At 73.6% G+C, this 18909-nt stretch carries 14 protein-coding genes; 3 read left to right on the top strand and 11 right to left on the bottom strand.

The features are described from left to right. Nucleotides 1-81: 81 nt before the first annotated feature. The 6 genes from hflX to miaA all read right to left on the bottom strand — a co-directional run bounded on the left by hflX (nt 82) and on the right by miaA (nt 8106). The gene (gene hflX / locus ACZ45T_RS15200; RefSeq protein ID WP_468441256.1) at nt 82-1596 is read right to left on the bottom strand and encodes a GTPase HflX; all 1515 of its coding nucleotides are present in this window, start codon (nt 1594-1596) and stop codon (nt 82-84) included. Between the two features lie 125 nt (nt 1597-1721). After that, nucleotides 1722-3167: a M1 family metallopeptidase gene (locus ACZ45T_RS15195; RefSeq protein WP_468441254.1), complete on the bottom strand. Its 1446-nt coding sequence runs from the start codon at nt 3165-3167 to the stop codon at nt 1722-1724. 204 nt (nt 3168-3371) lie between these two features. Continuing rightward, a complete protein-coding gene (locus ACZ45T_RS15190) occupies nt 3372-5453 on the bottom strand; it encodes a RelA/SpoT family protein (RefSeq protein ID WP_468441252.1) in 2082 nt (693 codons plus the stop codon). Between the two features lie 140 nt (nt 5454-5593). Then, a complete protein-coding gene (gene dapF / locus ACZ45T_RS15185; RefSeq protein ID WP_468441250.1) occupies nt 5594-6469 on the bottom strand; it encodes a diaminopimelate epimerase in 876 nt (291 codons plus the stop codon). Nucleotides 6470-6522: 53 nt separating this feature from the next. Continuing rightward, nucleotides 6523-7041: a hypothetical protein gene (locus ACZ45T_RS15180; protein WP_468441248.1), complete on the bottom strand. Its 519-nt coding sequence runs from the start codon at nt 7039-7041 to the stop codon at nt 6523-6525. A gap of 126 nt (nt 7042-7167) precedes the next feature. Further along, nucleotides 7168-8106: a tRNA (adenosine(37)-N6)-dimethylallyltransferase MiaA gene (gene miaA / locus ACZ45T_RS15175; protein WP_468441246.1), complete on the bottom strand. Its 939-nt coding sequence runs from the start codon at nt 8104-8106 to the stop codon at nt 7168-7170. Between the two features lie 164 nt (nt 8107-8270). On the opposite strand from miaA, the gene ACZ45T_RS15170 reads away from it, so the two are divergent. Further along, nucleotides 8271-8480, top strand: a complete 210-nt coding sequence (locus ACZ45T_RS15170) for a gliding motility protein (RefSeq protein ID WP_468441244.1) — start codon at nt 8271-8273, stop codon at nt 8478-8480. Between the two features lie 23 nt (nt 8481-8503). Beyond that, on the top strand, nt 8504-8749 hold the full coding sequence (locus tag ACZ45T_RS15165) for an antitoxin (protein ID WP_360892540.1): 246 nt from the start codon (nt 8504-8506) through the stop codon (nt 8747-8749). Between the two features lie 113 nt (nt 8750-8862). Here ACZ45T_RS15165 and ACZ45T_RS15160 read toward each other — a convergent pair whose 3' ends face one another. Both ACZ45T_RS15160 and miaB read right to left on the bottom strand, forming a co-directional pair. Continuing rightward, nucleotides 8863-9570, bottom strand: coding sequence for a class III extradiol dioxygenase subunit B-like domain-containing protein (locus ACZ45T_RS15160; protein WP_468441241.1), 708 nt, complete (start codon nt 9568-9570; stop codon nt 8863-8865). A gap of 177 nt (nt 9571-9747) precedes the next feature. Beyond that, nucleotides 9748-11265, bottom strand: a complete 1518-nt coding sequence (miaB, locus tag ACZ45T_RS15155; RefSeq protein WP_468441239.1) for a tRNA (N6-isopentenyl adenosine(37)-C2)-methylthiotransferase MiaB — start codon at nt 11263-11265, stop codon at nt 9748-9750. 91 nt (nt 11266-11356) lie between these two features. On the opposite strand from miaB, the gene ACZ45T_RS15150 reads away from it, so the two are divergent. Continuing rightward, complete coding sequence (locus ACZ45T_RS15150; RefSeq protein WP_468441237.1) at nt 11357-12352, top strand: TAXI family TRAP transporter solute-binding subunit; 996 nt, start codon at nt 11357-11359, stop codon at nt 12350-12352. Between the two features lie 3 nt (nt 12353-12355). Here the strand turns inward: ACZ45T_RS15150 and ACZ45T_RS15145 are convergent, their stop codons facing one another. From ACZ45T_RS15145 to ACZ45T_RS15135, 3 genes are read right to left on the bottom strand one after another with little or no spacing between them, the layout of a single operon-like run. Continuing rightward, nucleotides 12356-13423: an ROK family protein gene (locus ACZ45T_RS15145; protein ID WP_468441235.1), complete on the bottom strand. Its 1068-nt coding sequence runs from the start codon at nt 13421-13423 to the stop codon at nt 12356-12358. 21 nt (nt 13424-13444) lie between these two features. Then, complete coding sequence (locus ACZ45T_RS15140; RefSeq protein ID WP_468441233.1) at nt 13445-14488, bottom strand: LacI family DNA-binding transcriptional regulator; 1044 nt, start codon at nt 14486-14488, stop codon at nt 13445-13447. Nucleotides 14489-14500: 12 nt separating this feature from the next. Then, a complete protein-coding gene (locus ACZ45T_RS15135) occupies nt 14501-18847 on the bottom strand; it encodes a glycoside hydrolase family 38 N-terminal domain-containing protein (protein WP_468441231.1) in 4347 nt (1448 codons plus the stop codon). Nucleotides 18848-18909: the final 62 nt, after the last annotated feature.

Below are 18909 nucleotides of genomic sequence, written 5' to 3'. Positions count from 1 at the left end.
GTCTGACAACGACTGAGGCCCCCTGCGTCGCAGGGGGCCTCAGTCCGTCAGAGCCTCAGAAGGTCATACCGTCGGGCCTGCTCACCGCTTGGCGAGCGCGTACGGCGCCAGGTCCGCCGCCAGCTCCTGGTGGACCCGCGCCTTGAGCAGGGTGCCGTCCGGGGTGTGCTCCTCGGAGATCACCTCGCCCTCGGCGTGCGCCTTGGCGACGAGCGAGCCGCGCGTGTACGGAACCATGGCCTCGACCTCGACCTCGGGCCGCGGCAGCTCGGAGTCGATGAGCGCGAGGAGTTCCTCGATGCCCTGGCCCGTCCGCGCCGAGACGGCGATGGAGTGCCGCTCGATCCGCAGCAGCCGCTGCAGCACGAGCGGATCCGCGGCGTCCGCCTTGTTGATCACCACGATCTCGGGCACGTTCACCGCGCCGACCTCGCGGATCACCTCGCGCACCGCCGCCAGCTGCTCCTCCGGTGCCGGGTGCGAGCCGTCCACGATGTGCAGGATGAGGTCGGAGTCCCCGACCTCCTCCATCGTGGAGCGGAACGCCTCGACCAGGTGGTGGGGCAGGTGCCGGACGAAGCCGACGGTGTCGGCCAGGGTGTAGACCCGGCCGCTCGGCGTCTCGGCCCGGCGCACGGTCGGGTCGAGGGTGGCGAACAGCGCGTTCTCCACCAGCACGCCCGCGCCCGTGAGGCGGTTGAGCAGCGAGGACTTGCCCGCGTTGGTGTAGCCGGCGATGGCGACCGAGGGCACCTTGTTGCGGCGCCGTTCCTGCCGCTTGATGTCGCGGCCGGTCTTCATCTCCGCGATCTCCCGGCGCATCTTCGCCATCTTCTCGCGGATCCGTCGCCGGTCGGTCTCGATCTTGGTCTCACCGGGACCTCGGGTGGCCATGCCGCCACCGCCGCCGCCACCCATCTGACGGGACAGCGAGGCACCCCAGCCTCGCAGGCGCGGCAGCATGTACTGCATCTGCGCGAGCGCGACCTGCGCCTTGCCCTCTCGGGACTTGGCGTGCTGGGCGAAAATGTCGAGGATGAGGGCGGTCCGGTCGACCACCTTCACCTTGACGACGTCTTCGAGGGCGATGAGCTGGCCGGGGCTGAGCTCGCCGTCGCACACGACGGTGTCGGCGCCGCTCTCCATGACGATGTCACGCAGCTCGCGCGCCTTGCCCGAGCCGATGAAGGTGGCCGGGTCGGGCTTGTCACGGCGCTGGATCACACCGTCGAGCACGAGGGCGCCCGCCGTCTCGGCGAGAGCGGCGAGCTCCGCGAGGGAGTTCTCCGCGTCGGTCACCGTGCCCGAGGTCCAGACACCGACGAGTACGACACGCTCCAGGCGCAGCTGCCGGTACTCGACCTCGGTGACGTCTTCGAGCTCGGTGGAGAGGCCGGCCACGCGGCGCAGGGCCGCGCGCTCCGAGCGTTCGAGCTGCTCGCCGTCCCGGTCTCCGTCGATCTCGTGGCTCCAGGCGACGTCCTCTTCCATCAGGGCATCGGCCCGAAGGCTCTCGGTGAAGCTCTGCGAGTCGCGCACGTCCTGAGCGTCCTGTGCGTCCCGCGCGTCCTGGGAAGGGGAAGAAGAGGAGGTCATTGGATCCTTACGTCGATTCGAATAGCACTGTCACGTTAACTGTCACGTCCAACGTGTCACACCGCCCGGGGATTCCCGAACGGCCCGTCGATGGTGACATGCCCGCTCCTCGCCGGTCACACCCTTTATTTGACGGGCGCGGTCCCGCTCCACTCCGGGTGCCCCGGCATCGCCGGGGTCGTCTTCCCGTACAGCCAGCGCTGCAGGAAGGCCGTCAGGTCCCGGCCCGCCTCCTGCGAGGCCAGGCGTACGAAGTCCTCGGTGCCGGCGACCCCGTCCCGGTTCTCGGCGACCCAGCGCCGCTCGATGCGGTCGAAGGCCTGGACGCCGATCTCCTGGCGCAGCGCGTAGAGGATCAGTGCGGCCCCGTCGTAGACCACCGGCCGGAACAGCCCGATCTTCTGGCCGGGTGCGGCGGCCTTCGGGGCGGCCGGGGGGCCTCCGGCCGCCCGCCACTGGTCGGAGCGCTGGTACGCCTCGCGCATGCGCCGCTCCAGGGAGTACTTGCCGAGCCCGTCGGCGTACAGGGCCTCGTACCAGGTGGCGTGTCCTTCGTTGAGCCACAGGTCGGACCAGGTCCGCGGGGTGACGCTGTTGCCGAACCACTGGTGGGCGAGCTCGTGGACCATCACGGCTTCGACGTACCACTCGGGGTAGCCCTCGCCCGTGAACAGGCTCCGCTCGAAGAGCGAGAGGGTCTGCGTCTCCAGCTCGAAGCCGGTGGACGCCCGGGCGATCAGCACCCCGTAGTTCTCGAAGGGGTAGCGGCCGACCCGCTCCTCCATCCACGCGACGTGGCCCGCGGTCTTCTTCAGCCAGGGGTCCAGCTTCTCCCGGTCGGCGGCGGGCACCACATCGCGCAGGGGCAGCCCGTGCGGCCCGGTGCCGTGGACCACGGCGGAGTGGCCGACGGAGACCTGGGCCAGCTCGGTGGCCATCGGGTGCCGGGTCTTGTACGTCCAGGTCGTCGAGGGACCCCAACGGAGGGCGGGGGCCACCGGCACCCCGTTGGCGACGGCCGTGAGCCCGGCCGGGGCGGTGATGTGGAAGGTGAAGTACGCCTTGTCGGCCGGGTGGTCGTTGCAGGGGAAGACGCGGTGGGCGGCGTCCGCCTGGTTGGCCATGGCCAGGCCGTCCTCGGTGGGCACCCAGCCGCCGTCCCCGCGCCCGCGCGGGTCGCTGGTGTGGCGGACGGTGATGCGCAGCGGCATGTTGTCCGGGACGGCGTGCGCGGGGGTCAGTACGAGGTCCTCGCCCACGCTCTCGAACCGCGCCGGCTCCCCGTTGACCTCGGCGGACGCCACCTTGCCGTGGGTGAAGTCCAGATTGATGCGCTCCAGCGGCTCCAGCGCCCGGGCGTCGATGACGGTGACCGCGTCGAGCGGGCTCTGGTTGTCCTTGTAGGCGAAGGACAGGTCGTACGAGAGCACGTCGTACCCCGGGTTCCCCAGCTCGGGGAAGAGCCGGTCGCCGATGCCCAGCGGCTTCGGCGGGGGCAGTACGGCGGCGACGAGGGTCAGGGAGGCCGCGGCGAGCAGGGCGGCGCGCAGGCGCGGAGAGGAGAGCTGCATCCCCCACCGCTTACCAGCGCCCGCCGCGGGGCCGTGCACGGCGCGCGACGGTTCCACCCGAACGGGACCTTCCGTAGCCGCCCGGTGACACGCGAAGGGCCCCGCCCGGCCCGCCCGACCCGCCCGGCCCCGGGAGGCCTATGAGGTGTCTTGCCGATCGAGCCGGATCACGCCGTGAGCCGGGCCTGATCGGCAGGACACCCCCTACACGCGGCTGACGTCGTACACGCCCGGCACGTCCCGCATGGCACGCATCAGCGCGGGCAGCCCGGCCGCGTCGGGAAGCTGGAGGGTGTAGCTGTGCCGGACCCGCTGCTCGACCGGGGGTTCCACGGTCGCGGAGACGACCTCGACGCCCTCGCGGGCGATGGCCTCGGTCAGATCGGCCAGCAGGTGCGGGCGGCCGAACGATTCAGCGAGCAGGGTGACCCGGCAGTCCGCCGTGGCCCGCCAGTGCACGGCGACGGAGGTACGGCCCACCGCGCGCATCTGCGCGACCGCCGCGCAGTGGATGCGGTGCACGGTGACGGCCCCGCCGCGGACCACGAACCCGGCGACGGCGTCGGGCGGTACCGGCGTGCAGCACCCGGCCAGCCGTACGGGCGCGTCCGGCAGGTCGGCGACCGCGTTGGCCCCGCCGCCCCGGGCCCCGATCACCGACAGCGGCGCCCGCGCGGCGGTGGTCGTGGCCATCGCCCGGCCGGGGTGGGCTTCGAGCCAGCTGCTGATGGCGATCCTGGCGGCCGGGGTCCGGGCGTGGTCCAGCCATTCGGTGGCCGGTCCCGAGGTGGCGTCGTGCGCGAGCAGCAGCTGCACGGTGTCCCCGTCGGACAGCGGGGAGGACAGGGAGGTGAGGCGCCCGTTGACCCGGGCGCCGATACAGCCGTGGGCCGCCTCGCCGTGCTGCGCGTAGGCGGCGTCGATGCAGCTGGCCCCGGCCGGCAGGCCCAGGGTGCCCCCGTCCGCCCGGAACACGGTGATCTCCCGGTCCTGCGCCAGTTCCGCGCGGAGCACGCTCCAGAAGGTGTCGGGGTCGGGCGCGGACTGCTGCCAGTCGAGCAGCCTGCTCAGCCAGCCGGGCCGGGTGGGGTCCACCCGCTCCTCGTCCGGGTCCGCGGCGGCGTCGGGCATGGCGGTGGCGTACGGATTGCCGAGCGCGACCACACCGGCCTCCGCGACGCGGTGCATCTGGCGGGTCCGCACGATGACCTCGGCCACGTAGCCCTCGGGCGTGGCGACGGCGGTGTGCAGCGACTGGTAGAGGTTGAACTTGGGGGTGGCGATGAAGTCCTTGAACTCCGAGACCACCGGGGTGAAGCAGGTGTGCAGCTCTCCCAGCACCCCGTAACAGTCGGCGTTCTCGCCGACGAGGACGAGGATGCGGCCGAAGTCGGAGCCGCGCAGCTCGCCGCGGGTCCGGGCGATCCGGTGTACGGAGACGAAGTGCCGCGGCCGGACCTGCACTTCGGCGGCGATGCCCGCTTCGCGCAGGACGGCCCGTACGGAGTCGGCGATGGCGGGCAGCGGGTCGCGTTCGCCGGCGTGGGCGGCGATGAGCGCGCGGGTGCTCTCGTACTCCTCGGGGTGCAGGATCGCGAAGACGAGATCCTCCAGCTCGGTCTTGAGTGCCTGGACACCGAGCCGTTCGGCGAGCGGGATGAGGACGTCCCGGGTGACCTTCGCGATGCGGGCCTGTTTCTCGGGGCGCATCACGCCCAGGGTGCGCATGTTGTGCAGCCGGTCGGCGAGTTTGATGGACATCACGCGGACGTCGTTGCCGGTGGCGACGAGCATCTTGCGGAAGGTCTCGGGTTCGGCGGCGGCGCCGTAGTCGATCTTCTCCACCTTGGTGACGCCGTCGACGATGAAGCAGACCTCGTCGCCGAACTCCGCGCGGACCTGATCGAGGGTCACCTCGGTGTCCTCGACGGTGTCGTGGAGCAGAGAGGCCGTCAAGGTGGTGGTCTCGGCGCCGAGTTCGGCGAGGATCAGGGTGACGGCGAGCGGATGTGTGATGTACGGCTCACCACTTTTTCGCATCTGACCCCGGTGCGAGGTCTCCGCGAGCAGATAAGCGCGGCGCAGAACGGACATATCAGCGTCCGGATGGTGGGCGCGATGTGCCTCCGCGACGTGCCCGATCGCGTCCGGGAGGCGGTCCCGGGACGTGGGCCCGAGCAGGGCCGCGCGCCCGAGTCGGCGCAGATCGAGCCTGGTCCGGCCACGTCTGCGGAGCTCAGGGGGCGCTTCGGGGTGTGCTTCGGGGTTCGTGGCCTCTGCACTCATGGGCACCTCCGGCGGCTTCGACCGGCGGTGGCGGGCATGGGGTGAGCCCTCAGGGCCGGTGCCTGATGTTACCGACCCCACCACGTGGCGCAGTCCACCTCTCGCTCAGCGTGAAACGGATCACCCATTAGAGGGAAGCTTCAGCCGAAAGCCGTTTCGGTGAGCCAGGCTTCGTCGAACTCGCCCGCAGCCACGATCACGGCCGGTCCGGTCATGTCGATCCGCCCGTCGGGGTGTTCGGTGATGGTCAGGGTGCCGCCGGGGAGATCGACGGTGTAGGTGACCGGTTCGCCGGTGACGGCAGGGTCCACACCGTCGCGGCGGATGGCGGCCACGGCGACGGCGCAGGCGCCCGTACCGCAGGAGCGGGTCTCGCCGGAACCGCGCTCGTGGACGCGCATGGCGACGTGCCGGGGGCCGCGGTCGACGACGAACTCGACATTGACCCCGGTCGGGTAGGCGGACGCCGGGCTGAACTCGGGGGCGGCGTACAGGTTTCCGGCGTCGTCGAGGCTTTCAACGAACGCCACCGCGTGCGGGTTCCCCATGTTCACGTTGCGCGCGGGCCAGCTCCGGGAGTCGACGCCGACCGTGACCTCGCCCTCGGGGAACTCGGCCCGGCCCATGGAGACGGTCACGTCGCCGCTCTTGTCGAGGTGCACCCGCTTGACGCCGCCTCGGGTGGCGACGGCGAGGTCGCCGGGCTCGACGTGGCCGGCGTACTGGAGGTAGCGGGCGAAGACGCGTACGCCGTTGCCGCACATCTCGGCGACGGAGCCGTCGCTGTTGCGGTAGTCCATGAACCACTCCGCCTCGTCGGCCAGGTGCGCCGCCTCGGGGTGCGCGGCGGACCGGACGACGTGCAGGACGCCGTCCGCACCGATCCCGGCCCGCCGGTCGCACAGCTTCGCGACGGCGGACGCCGGCAGCTCGATGGCGTTGTCCGGGTCCGGGACGATCACGAAGTCGTTCTCGGTGCCGTGGCCCTTGAGGAAGGAGAGGGTGGTCTGCGTCACCGGGCCATGGTACCGAGCCCCTGCTCAGAGGCGCAGAACCGTCCGGTGGGCGGTCAGCGGAGCCGGGCGACCCGGTACACGGCGAGAGCGACGACGGCCAGGATCACCGCGGCGTACAGCGCGGCCATGCGCCAGTCCGGGCGGCGGCCGCTGCCCCGGGCCGGGAGCCCCGGCCACGTGTAGCCCACCCGGCGGGCGGCCATCATTCCCCAGCCCCCGGCGCAGCAGCTGATGAGGAAGCCGAGCATGGCCACCACGGCTCCGCCGTCGCCGAACTCGAAGGCGAGCGGGAAGGCGAACATCAGCGAGCCGGCGGCGGCGAGCATCACGATGGGGGCGATCTGCCACAGGCGCAGGAGGCGCTGCGGACGCAGTTCGACCTCGAACTCGGGCCCCGCGGCCGCCTCGGCCTCGGCGGAGTCCGGGGCGTCCGGGCCGTCGGTGGTCAGTCGCGCGGGATCGGCGGGAAGCCCGAGACCTGCGGATCCGTCCGTCCCGTCGACAAGCGTCGGGTCCGCTTCCCTCCGGGTGTCGTCCCGCCCGGTGTCGCGAGGGCCGGCCTCCATCGCCACGCGCCCTCCCCACTCGGACTCAGTACGCCGCCATTCACCGCAGGTGACCGCACCCGCTCGAGTTTGATGATGGCACGCCCCCGGCCCCGCTACGGGCGCCCGGAGCGTCCCGATGCCATCACGTGATCAGGCTGTGACCGCTCGTTCGACCAACGACTGCGCGAGTCCGGGGAGTTCCCCCCGGTCGGCGACGCCCCCGCTGAGCCAGTGCACGCGCGGGTCGCGGCGGAACCAGGAGTCCTGACGGCGGGCGAACCGCTTGGTCGCGCGGACGGTCTCCGCCCGGGCCTCGTCCTCGGTGCACTCCCCGGCGAGCGCGGCCAGCACCTGCTGGTAGCCGAGCGCCCTGGAGGCGGTGATTCCGTCCCGCAGCCCCCGGGCCTCCAGCGCGCGGACCTCGTCCACCAGCCCGGCTTCCCACATCCGGTCCACCCGCAGCGCGATCCGCTCGTCGAGCTCCGGCCGGGCGACGTCGACGCCGATCTGCACGGTGTCGTAGACGGATTCGTGGCCGGGCAGGTTGGCGGTGAAGGGGCGGCCGGTGATCTCGATGACCTCCAGCGCGCGGACGATGCGGCGGCCGTTGCTGGGCAGGATCGCCTGGGCGGCGGCCGGGTCGGCGGCGGCCAGCCGGGCGTGCAGGGCGCCGGGGCCGCGCAGGGTGAGCTCCTCCTCCAGCCGGGCGCGGACCTCGGGGTCCGTGCCGGGGAACTCCATGACGTCCAGGGCGCCGCGGACGTACAGGCCGGATCCGCCGACGAGGACCGGCGTACGGCCCTCGGCGAGCAGTTTGTCGATCTCCAGGCGGGCCAGGCGCTGGTACTCGGCGACGTTGGCGGTGTCGGTGACGTCCCAGATGTCGAGGAGGTGGTGCGGCACACCCTCGCGCTCCTCGGTCGTCAGCTTGGCGGTGCCGATGTCCATCCCCCGGTACAGCTGCATGGAGTCGGCGTTGACGACTTCGCCGTCGAAATGACGGGCCAGGGCGACGCCCAAGTCGGACTTTCCTGCCGCGGTGGGACCGACGACGGCGATGACCCGCGGTGCGGGGGCTGCTTTCCTCACTGCCCCAGTCTCGCAAACCCCACGGCATGTACCCGATCGAGTTACGTGACGGACCGGGGACGGGGTCGTTGCCCTGGCGAGGTTCCGGCCCGGCGTACGCCCGGCGGAGGCCGGTCCGGCCAAGGCGGAACTTCACTCACACGAGTAACGTTACAGGAGTAGACATGGGCGTTTTTGATCGGTTTTTTCGTCGTAAGGACCAGGCTGCGACCGAGGAGGTCGCAGCCGAGGCCGTAGCGGCGGAGTCCGGTGCGGTCGACGAGGCCGAGGCGGTTGGTGCGGAGGCTCCCGCGGCGGAAGCCGTGGAGATCCCGAAGCAGCAGTCGGCCGAGGTGGCCGTGGACAACGAAGCCGGCGAGGGCGCCCGTACGTAGCGACCGCCAACGGAAGGTGACCCATGGGCCTGCTGGACAATCTGAAGGCCAAGCTCGCTCCGGCGAAGGAGAAGGTCGGCGACCTCGCCCAGAAGAACGAGGGCAAGATCACCGAGGGTCTGGACAAGGTGGCCAAGGCCGTGGACTCCAAGACCCACGGCAAGTACAGCGACCGGATCACGAGCGGCACGGGCAAGGCGAAGGACGCCCTGGGCAAGATCGCGCACAAGGACACCCCCGGCGGGCCGACGCCGCCGGCAGCTTCCTGACGCGGTCCCGGAAAGGGGCGCGGGACCGGCTACGGCCGATCCCGCGCCCCTTCGTCGTTCGCTCCGTCGCGCGGCCCCGGACGACCTAGGGGGCGTCCTCTAGGACCAGGCGGCTAGGACCAGGCGGCCACGAAGTACCCCACGCCGTACGGAGCCTCCTCGTACAGGAGGCGTCCGTCGAGGCCCGCTCCCTCGGCCGCGCCGGCCAGCACCTGCCAGGGGGCCCGCCCGGCGGCCTGGAGCTCGGCGGCGAGCGCGGGGTCCAGCGCGGCGAGGGCGGCCACGTCGGCGGCGCCCAGCGCACGGCCGACGGCGGCGTCGAAGGCGGCGGCGCGCTCGTCGAGGTAGCCCGGGGCCTTCAGGGTCCGCTTGGCACTGCCGTCACCCATCACGAGCAGCGCGATCCGGGCGTCGCCCTCGGCGATCTCCCGGCCCGCCTCCAGACACCGCGCGGTGTCCAGCGATTCGCCCACCCCGAAGCCCTCCAGCGGGGCGGAGCCCCACCGGGCGCGCTCGAGCAGCCAGGCACCCACGGCCAGCGAGGGCGGCAGCAGGCGCGGCCCCTCCTCGCCCTCCCCGAGCTGTACCTCGGCCTCGACGCCGAAGCCGCGGAAGGTGCCGCGGGCCCCCTGGAGGTAGGCCCCGAGATGGTCCTGGTCGGCGGCTCCCACCACGACGAGCAGGTCGGGCCGGGACGCGGCGAGCACCGCCAGCGCGTCGGAGCAGGCGGTGCGGGCGTCGCCGAGTTCGGCGGCGGCCCCCGCGGCGACCTCCGGCACGAGCAGCGGCGGGGCGGGACAGACGGCAGCGGCTACGAGCATGATCCGCAGCCTAACGCCAGCGCGGCTTTTGCAGTGGCGTTGCGGTGCGCGTGCTCGATGGGCGCTTGCCCAGGCCCGCGCGGAGCTGGGTGTGGCTCGCCGGAGTGGCGCAGCGCGCCTTCATGCACCTGGGGCTCCGCCCCAGCCCCCGCGCCTCAAACGCCGGCGAGGCTGGGATTACTGCGGCGCCGCGCAGCCCGAAGTCGCCACCGGCAGCGGGGCCGGGACGCCCAGCGTCGGGATGCCGAGCATGACGCCGGCGGGCTGGGCCGGGGCGGCGTTGCGCTTCTCCCAGGCGTCGCCGGCGCGGGTGCGGCGTACGGTCAGCGTCGGGCCCTCGGCCAGCAGGTGGTGCGGGGCCGCGTAGGTGATGTCCACGGTGACCACGTCACCCGGGCGGACCTCCGCCTCCGGCTTCGTGAAGTGGACCAGGCGGTTGTCGGGGGCGCGGCCGGACAGGCGGTGCGTGGCGCCGTCCTTGCGGCCCTCGCCCTCCGCGACCATGACCTCCAGGGTGCGGCCGACCTGCTTCTTGTTCTCCTCCCAGGAGATCTCCTCCTGGAGGGCGACCAGGCGCATGTAGCGGTCCTGCACGACCTCCTTGGGGATCTGCCCGTCCATGTCGGCGGCGGGGGTGCCGGGCCGCTTGGAGTACTGGAAGGTGAAGGCGTTCGCGAAGCGGGCCTCGCGCACCACGTGCATCGTCTGCTGGAAGTCCTCCTCCGTCTCACCGGGGAAGCCGATGATGATGTCGGTGGAGATCGCGGCGTGCGGGATCGCGGCGCGGACCTTCTCGATGATGCCGAGGAACCGGTCCTGGCGGTACGAGCGGCGCATCGCCTTGAGGATCGGGTCGGAGCCGGACTGCAGCGGCATGTGCAGCTGCGGCATCACGTTCGGGGTCTCGGCCATCGCCGCGATCACGTCGTCCGTGAAGTCGCGCGGGTGCGGGGAGGTGAAGCGGATCCGCTCCAGGCCCTCGATCTGGCCGCAGGCGCGCAGCAGCTTGCTGAAGGCCTCGCGGTCGCCCAGGTCGGAGCCGTACGCGTTCACGTTCTGGCCGAGCAGGGTGATCTCCGAGACGCCTTCGGCGACCAGGGCCTCCACCTCGGCGAGGATGTCGCCGGGGCGGCGGTCCTCCTCCTTGCCGCGCAGCGCCGGGACGATGCAGAAGGTGCAGGTGTTGTTGCAGCCGACGGAGATCGAGACCCAGGCGGCGTACGCGGACTCGCGGCGGGTCGGGAGCGTGGAGGGGAACGCCTCCAGCGACTCGGCGATCTCGACCTGCGCCTCTTCCTGGATGCGGGCGCGCTCCAGCAGCACGGGGAGCTTGCCGATGTTGTGCGTACCGAAGACGACGTCGACCCAGGGGGCCTTCTTGACGATCGTGTCGCGGTCCTTCTGCGCGAGGCAGCCGCCGACGGCGATCTGCATGCCGGGGCGCTTCGTCTTCATCGGGGCCAGCCGGCCGAGGTTGCCGTACAGCTTGTTGTCGGCGTTCTCGCGGACCGCGCAAGTGTTGAAGACCACGACGTCGGCGTCGCCGTCGGAGCCCTCGGGCGCCCGGACGTAGCCGGCGTCCTCCAGCAGACCGGAGAGCCGCTCCGAGTCGTGCACGTTCATCTGGCACCCGTAAGTGCGCACCTCGTAGCTTCGCTTCACGTCCACTGCCTGGCTCCGGTCGCTGCTGGTCATGCAACAAGGGTAGGCGGTACCCGGAAGGCCTCCGGTCCCCCGGGCGGCTCACGCCGTGACAGGACGGCGGGCGGGTGGCAGGATCGCGGCCATGCCTCTCGTACCGCCCCATGTCAGCAGGCGCCACGCCCTGCGGGCCCTGGTGGCCGTACTCGCCCTGCTCGGGGTCCTGACCTGGTGGCTGAAGCCCTTCGGGGAGCCGGAACTGCGGGGCGAGCTGACCTTCAGCACGGGCGCCCGGACCGGGGTCTACCACCGGTACGGACAGCTGCTGGAGCAGGCGCTCAAGCGGGACATGCCCGGGGTGGACGTAGAGCTGAAGACCAGCGAGGGCTCGCGGGAGAACCTGCAGCGGGTGGCCTCCGGGGAGGCCGATTTCACGGTGGCGACGGCGGACGCGGTCGCCCAGTACCAGCATGACGGGAAGCCCGGCGCGGCGCGGCTGCGCGGCTGCGCGCGGCTCTACGACGACTACGTGCAGCTGGTGGTGGCGGCCGGGTCCCCGGTGCAGTCGGCGCGGGACCTGCGGGGCAAGCGGGTCGCGATCGGCCAGCCGGGATCCGGGGTGCGGCTCGTCTCCGAGCGGCTGCTCGTCGCGGCCAAGCTGGACCCGACCCTGGACATCACGCCGGTCTCCATCGGCATCGACACCATGCCGGCCGAGCTGGAGGCCGGCCGGATCGACGCGTTCTTCTGGTCCGGCGGCCTGCCCACCAACGCGGTGCGCGAGCTGTCGGAACGGTTCGACATCCGGCTCGTGCAGCTCGGCGACCTGGTGGAGCCGCTCCAGCAGGGCGGCAGCCCGGCGCGCTACTACCGCACGGCGGTGATGCCGCAGGACGCGTACGCACGGGCGCGCAACACCAGCCCGGTGACGACCGTGGCCGTGCCGAACCTGCTGGTGACCACCGAGGGGACGGACCCCGAGCTGACGGAGCTGCTCACGCGGACGGTGATCCTCAGCCGCGACCGCGTCGGCCGCGAGGTGCACGCGGCGCAGCTGGTGGACCTGCGGACGGCGATCTACACCGATCCCCTGGAGCTGCACGAGGGCGCGGGCCGGTACTACCGGTCCGTCAAGCCCTGACGGTCACGACGAGGAGGTGTGCGGCAGCAGCATCATCGCCGCCGCGGCCGCGCCGATCAGGCCCGCGTCGGTGCCCAGGGTGGCCGGTACCACCTGGAGCTCCTTGACGAACGAGAGCGTGGCGTAGTCCGCGAGGTGGGTGCGGATCGGGGCGAAGAGGGTGTCGCCGGAGGCGGCGACCCCACCGCCGATGACCGCGATGTCCGTCTCGACGAGGGTGGCGGTGGCTGCGATGGCGGCGGCCAGGGCGCGGCCGGCGCGGTCGAAGGCGGCCAGGGCGATCGGGTCGCCGACGGCCGCCGCCGCGGCCACGCCCGCGGCCGTCGCATCACGGGCGCCGCCGGGGGTACGGGCGCTGCCGGGGGTACGGGCGCTACCGGGGCCTGCCGGGCCGTCCGCCGGGGTCCAGCCCTGGGCCAGGGCCCAGCGGGCGATCGCCGTGCCGGAGGCGATCGACTCGACGCAGCCGCGGCCGCCGCAGGCGCACGGTTCGCCTTCGCCGTCGAAGGCCACGCTGATGTGGCCGATGTGCCCCGCGTTGCCGGTGGGGCCGGCGTGGAGCTGGTTGTTCAGGATCAGGCCGCCTCCGACGCCCGTGGAGACCACCATGCAGAGCGCGTTCGCGTGGCCGCGGGCCGCGCCCAGCCAGTGCTCGGCCGCCGTCATCGCCACGCCGTCGCCGGCCAGCACGGTCGGCAGCTCGGCCCCGCGCGCCGCGAGCTCCGCCGCGACCCGGGCCTGGACCGGGAAGGCCCGCCACGCCCCGATGTTCACCGGGCTGACCGTGCCCCGGGAGGCGTCCACCGGGCCGGCGCTGCCGATCCCGCAGCGGACCGCCGAGGGCCACAGCGGCGAGCCGGACAGGTCGGCGATGACCTCGCCCACCGCGGCCATGACGGCGTCCGCGTCCACCCCGCGCGGGGTCGGGCGGCGGGTCGTGGCCGTCATCGTGCCGTCGGGGTGCACGAGCGCACCCGCGATCTTCGTACCGCCGATGTCGATCGCCACCGTCAGGCCGGCGGCCGCTGCGGCGGCCCGCGGTGTGGGGAACGGGGCGGTGGGGGTGATCACTGTGGCGGCTCCAGGAAGGGTTCAGGATTCAGTATGCGCCGGGGGCGGCGCCGTGCTCTCGCGAGGCTCCAGTCGCGGCTGCTCGCTCACCCGGACCCCGGCCGGGCTGCCCGCGAGGACGGCGAGGAGTTCCTCTGCGGCGAGCCGGCCGAAGCCCGCGGTGTCGCGCACGAGGGCGGTGAGCCGGGGGTGGGTGACCCGGCAGAGCGCGGAGTCGTCCCAGGCCACGATCGACAGCCGGCCCGGCACGGGGATGCCCAGCTCGGCGGCGACCGCGCTGCCCGCTATGGCCATCACGTCGTTGTCGTAGACGAGCGCGGTGGGGGGCTGCGGCTCGGCCAGGACCCGGCGAGTGGCCGCCGCGCCCTCGGCGTCGGAGTAGTCGGTGACCACCGAGCGCACCTGGTCCGGGCCGAGCCCGCGCCGCGCGGCATCGGTCCGCAGGGACTCCATGCGGCGGGCCGTGTGGGCGAAGCCGGGGAGCCCGGCGATGTGGACGATCCGGCGGTGGCCCAGCCCGTACAGGTGGTCCAGGACCTGCGCCATGGCCCCCGCGTCGTCGGCCCGCACGGCGGAAAGGGCCGGGTCCGGGGTGGGGGCGCACTCGCCGACGGTGACCGCGGGCAGGCCCAGCTGCCCGAGGAGTGCCGGGCGGGGGTCCTGGGTCCGGGGGTCGACGACCAGGACGCCGTCCACCCGCCGCTCCGCCCACCAGCGGCGGTAGACCGCGCACTCGGCGTCGATGTCCTCGACGACCTGGAACAGGAGGGCGGTCCGGGCCGCCGAGAGGACCTCCTGGATGCCGGAGACGAGCTGGAGGAAGAAGGACTCGACGCCGAGGGTGTGCGCGGGCCGGGCGAGGACGAGCCCGACGGCTCCGGAGCGTTCGCCGGACAGGGCGCGGGCCGCGCTGTTGGGCTGCCAGCCGAGTTCCTCGGCGACGCGGCGGATCCGGGCCCGGGTGTCCTGCGAGACGCCCGGCCGGTCGTTGAGCGCGAAGGACACGGCGCTCTCCGACACCCCGGCCCGGCGGGCGATGTCCTTGATGGTGGGTCTGCGGGCCATGGCCTGCCTCATTCATCCTTCGATGCGGACTGCGATGGCCGGACCGTACGCGATCCTGCCCTGGCAGACCGCCTTGACCACCACCCAGTAGTCCCCGGGAGGGGTGTCGAGCGGCGGCCGGAGCCCGAACCCGACCTCCGCGGGGCGGTCCGCCGTGATGTGCAGGGGCAGCACGGCGGGGGCCGTCAACTGCCAGCCCCCGTACGGGGAGACGGCGTGGGCCCGGCCCGTCAGCGCACTCCTGATGCCGGTGGCGCCGATCCGGGCCCGTACGAGGCCCCGCGCGCCGGGGGCGAGCGTGACGGCCTGCTCGACGGCCTCCACCCACAGCCCGGCCGGAACCGGGCCACCGGGGACGGTCACGGTCAGCCCGTCCTCGAACTCCCCCGCCGGGGTGGCGGCGAGGATCCGGACGAGGTGTTCGCCGGGCTCGGCCCCGGTCGCGGGCACCACGCTCAGCGGGATCCGCACGTGTCCGCCGGGCGGGAGGTCCACGGTCCGCCGGGTCCAGGAGGCGCGCCAGCCGTCGGGGGCACGGACCTCCAGCGCGACGGATCCGCCCGCGGCGGCGTGGGAGGCGAGGGTCACCGCCGCCGCGGACGCAGCCCCGTCACACGTCACGGTGTACGGCGCGTCCCCCAGCGGGGCCGTGCCCGTGTTGTGCAGCCAGTAGCGGCTGAACACCGGCTGGTGCGGCTCCCGTTCGCCCTGCCGCAGCGGCATGCCCGATTCCGTGGGCAGCAGCACGGTGGTGGTGGCCGCGCCGCCGATGCCCGCCCCGAAGGGGCCGAGCGGGCGGTCCAGCAGGTCCGCCTCGGTGGCCGGCCCGGTGGGCCAGCGCAGCTCGGGCGCCGCCGGGCGGCCGTGCGTCTCGCGCAGCCGGACCGCCAGGCGGCCCCGCCCGCCTGATGCGCCGGGCTCCCCCTTTCCGCCCTGTCCGCCCTGGCCGCCCGGTCCGCCCTGGCCGGCTCGTTTCACGGCCTCGATCAGCACCCGGTCGGCCGGTTCCACGGTGAGGAGGGAGCGGGCCGACGGTCGCGGGCCGACCGCCGGCGCGGCCGTCACGGCGGTGAGGGGCTTGTTGAACTCCCGCCCCCGGCGCGCCAGGTCGAGCTCCCGCCAGTCCCCCTCCCCCGCGACCAGCGCGTGTTCGAAGACGTGCGTCCAGTGCTGGAGCTGGAAGGAGCTGCCGTCCGGGGCGGTGCGCCGGGGTGGGGATCCCCCCGACGGAGTCAGCGGGAGGTCCATCCACGCCCCGGACGGGCGGCCGGTGCAGGAACGCATCAGGGTGCTGTGCAGCCTCCCCGCCGTGTCCACGGCGAAGCTGGGCGTGCCCCTGACCAGGATCCCCACCGTCCGGTTCGCGTACGGGACTTCGTGCGCGTCCTCCCCGGCCCACGCCCCGGCCCACGCCCCGGCCGGTGCCCCGGCCGGTGCCTCCGCGGCTTCCAGGCGGCCCGAACCGGCGACGGCCCGGGCGAGTTCCGCCGGTGACCCGGTGTGCACCAGGACCGGCAGGTCCCGGATGCCGGTGAGGTCGCAGCCGGGGCTCCACAGTGCGCGCAGCGGGGCCCGGGCCGGGATCCACACCCGGGCGTGCTCTCGTACGGCCTGTGCGTACGCGGGATCGGCCGCCGCCAGCACCGCCGCAGTGAAGGCATTGGCCCCGGGGCCGCCGAGGGCGATCCGGACGTCCGGGAGGCTGCTGTCCACCGCCAGGTCGCCCCAGCGCGGACCGGCGGGCCGGGTGGGAGTGGCGGTGACCCCGTGGCGGCCGAGCGCGGTGACCAGCTCCCGCAGGCCGTCCGGATGTCCCGCGTCCGGCAGCACGATCTCCGCAGCGCCCAGCGCCCGGTCCGGCCCGGCCAGCGGCGCCGACAGCGCGAACCAGTTCAGGCACGGGCTGTCCAGGGTCCACGGGGCCCGGGCGCCGTCGGCCCCCGCATCCGCCTCGGGGAAGGCGAAGCCGCGCCCCACGGCGGCGGCGGCCGTCTCCGCGACCGGGACCGCGCCCGGCACGTCGGCCGGGATCCGCAGCCGCAGCAGCTGGTCGGAGCCCTCGAACGCGTCGACCCGCGTGGTCAGTTCCACCCGGTCCAGGCCGTCCCACAGGGTGGTGGTGCGCGTCCAGCGGACGGGCCCCGTGCGCCCGGTCGCGACGATCCGCGCACCGAGCGGCCCGCGCTCCACCCGGCAGGACGCGGCCGGCGCGGAACCCGAGCCGGTGCCCGGCCCCTTGGGCAGCAGGTGCCAGGGGCCCTCCCCGAAGACGGGGTGCTCCGGGTACTCCTCCTGCACGACCAGCTCGTCCACCTGCCCGGGCGTCAGCAGCTCCTGGCCGGTGCGCCGGTCCAGCAGCCGGACGAGGCCGCCGCCGCGCGCCGGATCGGCCTCGGCGCGGAAGGCCTCGTTCTCCACCACGAAGCCGTCCGCGGGCTCCCAGCCGCCCGACACCGGCGCGTCCGCACCCTCCAGCCACCAGGTCCGGTACCCGAGCGAGGGCACCTCCCCGGCCAGGAAGACCACGTCGGCCACTCCGTCGGCCGCGGCCTCGACGTGGACGGGGGCGCGGCCGCCCGCCGCGTCGCGGACCGCGATCCGGTGCGCGTCGGCGGCCGTCAGCCCCAGGGCGGCCAGCTCCACCGAGGTGCGGACCAGGTCGGTCCGCGTCCACGACAGCGGGTTGTGCACGGTCACCGCGAGCGGCGCGGGCCCCCGGGTGTCGGCCGCGTCCGTCAGCGCGGCGAGCGCCTCCTCCCGTACGGCGCGGGCCAGTTCGTACGCCTCCCGCCAGGTGGGGAGCAGGTCCAGGTACACCTGGTCGGAGAAGGTTCCGGTGACCGCGTCGTGGTGGGCGGCGTGCACCAGGTGCCGCCAGGCCTTGTCCAGCGTCTGCGCCGGGTAGTCCAGCAGGCCCTCCGCGCAGGCCAGCGCGGCGAAGGTCTCGGCCTGTTCGAGGAGGTTCTCGGCGGCCCGGTGGGCCTGTTTCACGTCGATGTAGCTGACGTCCTTGCCGGTGTACACGGGGCCCATCTCCCGGGTCACCGGCAGCGGCCGCTCCCCGCGCGCCGCGAACTCGGCGCGGACGGCGTCGAAGTGGGCGCGCGGGCCGGAGTGTTCCATGCGCGGCCAGCAGTAGCGGCGGTTCCAGGTGTGCTGCACGTCCAGGCCCCAGGGGTGGGGCCAGGAGAAGTCCGTGCCCATGGGGATCAGGACGTTCCTGGTCGCGGCGCAGGTGCGCAGCAGTTCGTACAGGTCCAGCAGCTGCTCGGCGGCGGCCCCTGCGTCCGGCGCCCGGTGGGAGAACCAGCCGGCCGAGTAGTGCGCGGGCAGGTAGTGCAGCAGCAGTCCCTCACCTCCGCCGGGCGCGATCCACTCGTACTCGGCGGGCAGTTGCATGGCGGTGGGTGCCCGCAGGGGGCCGCCCCAGGTGTCCGCCATCGGCCCCCACTGGTGGTGGGGTCCGCGGGCGAGGACGGCGGAGTCCAGGCCCGCGCCGGCCATCAGGGCGGGGAAGGACGGGTCGTGGCCGAAGACGTCGAGCTGCCAGGCGGTACGCGGATCGGCGCCGAGGGTGCCGCGGTGCAGGGCGAGGCCGTGGACCGCGCCGCGGACGGTGGTCTCGGCGGAGACGAGGTTGGTGGAGGGCTCGTTGTAGGTGCCGCCGACGATCTCGACGCGGCCCTCGGCGATCAGCGCGCGCAGTTCGGCGCGGTCGGCGGGGTGGGCGTCCCAGTACGGCTTGAGGTAGTCGACTTCCGAGAGCACGAAGCGGTACGCCGGGTCCTCGCGCGCCTGTTGGAGGTGGAGCGGGATCAGGGTGAAGGCGGGCACGCCGGCGTACTCCCAGCCCGGTTCCGGGGCGCCCGGCTTCGGCGGGGCGTCCCACAGGGCGGTGTAGGCGGCCTGGGTGTTCCACCACATCGGGTCGTAGTGGAAGTGCGGGACGAGCCGGACGGTCCAGCCGGGCTCGGCGACGGTCAGCCCGAAGGACAGCTCGGCGAGCGTCCGCCCCTGCGGGGTGGCGACCCGGGCGGTGGCGGCCAGCAGCTCCCCGGGCACCGCGTCCCCGGTCCGGACGGCCACCTCGGCGGTGACGTCGGCGGTGACGTCGCCGGTGGCCCCGTCGGTGACGTCGTCGGTGACCCCGTCGGTGGCCTCGCGCGCCGTCCCGACCGCGTCCGCGCGCAGGATCCGCGGGTGCGGGGTGGTGACGCCCGCGCCGTGCACGGTGACGTGCAGCGGGCCGGCGGGACGCTCCCCGCGGATCCGCACGCGGACCACCTGCGAGGGCGTTTCCGGCGGCCCGGTGAAGAGGGCCGGAGTGGTGACCGCCGTGACCGAAATACCGCTGTCCATTTCCACGTACTTCCCTGTGGCCAGGCACAACTAAAGCGCATTAGTTCCCTCAGGTTGCGCGA

The sequence above is a fragment of the Streptomyces sp. NPDC030995 genome, assembly GCF_055571215.1.
This window is presented reverse-complemented; position numbering and strand designations above follow the sequence as displayed.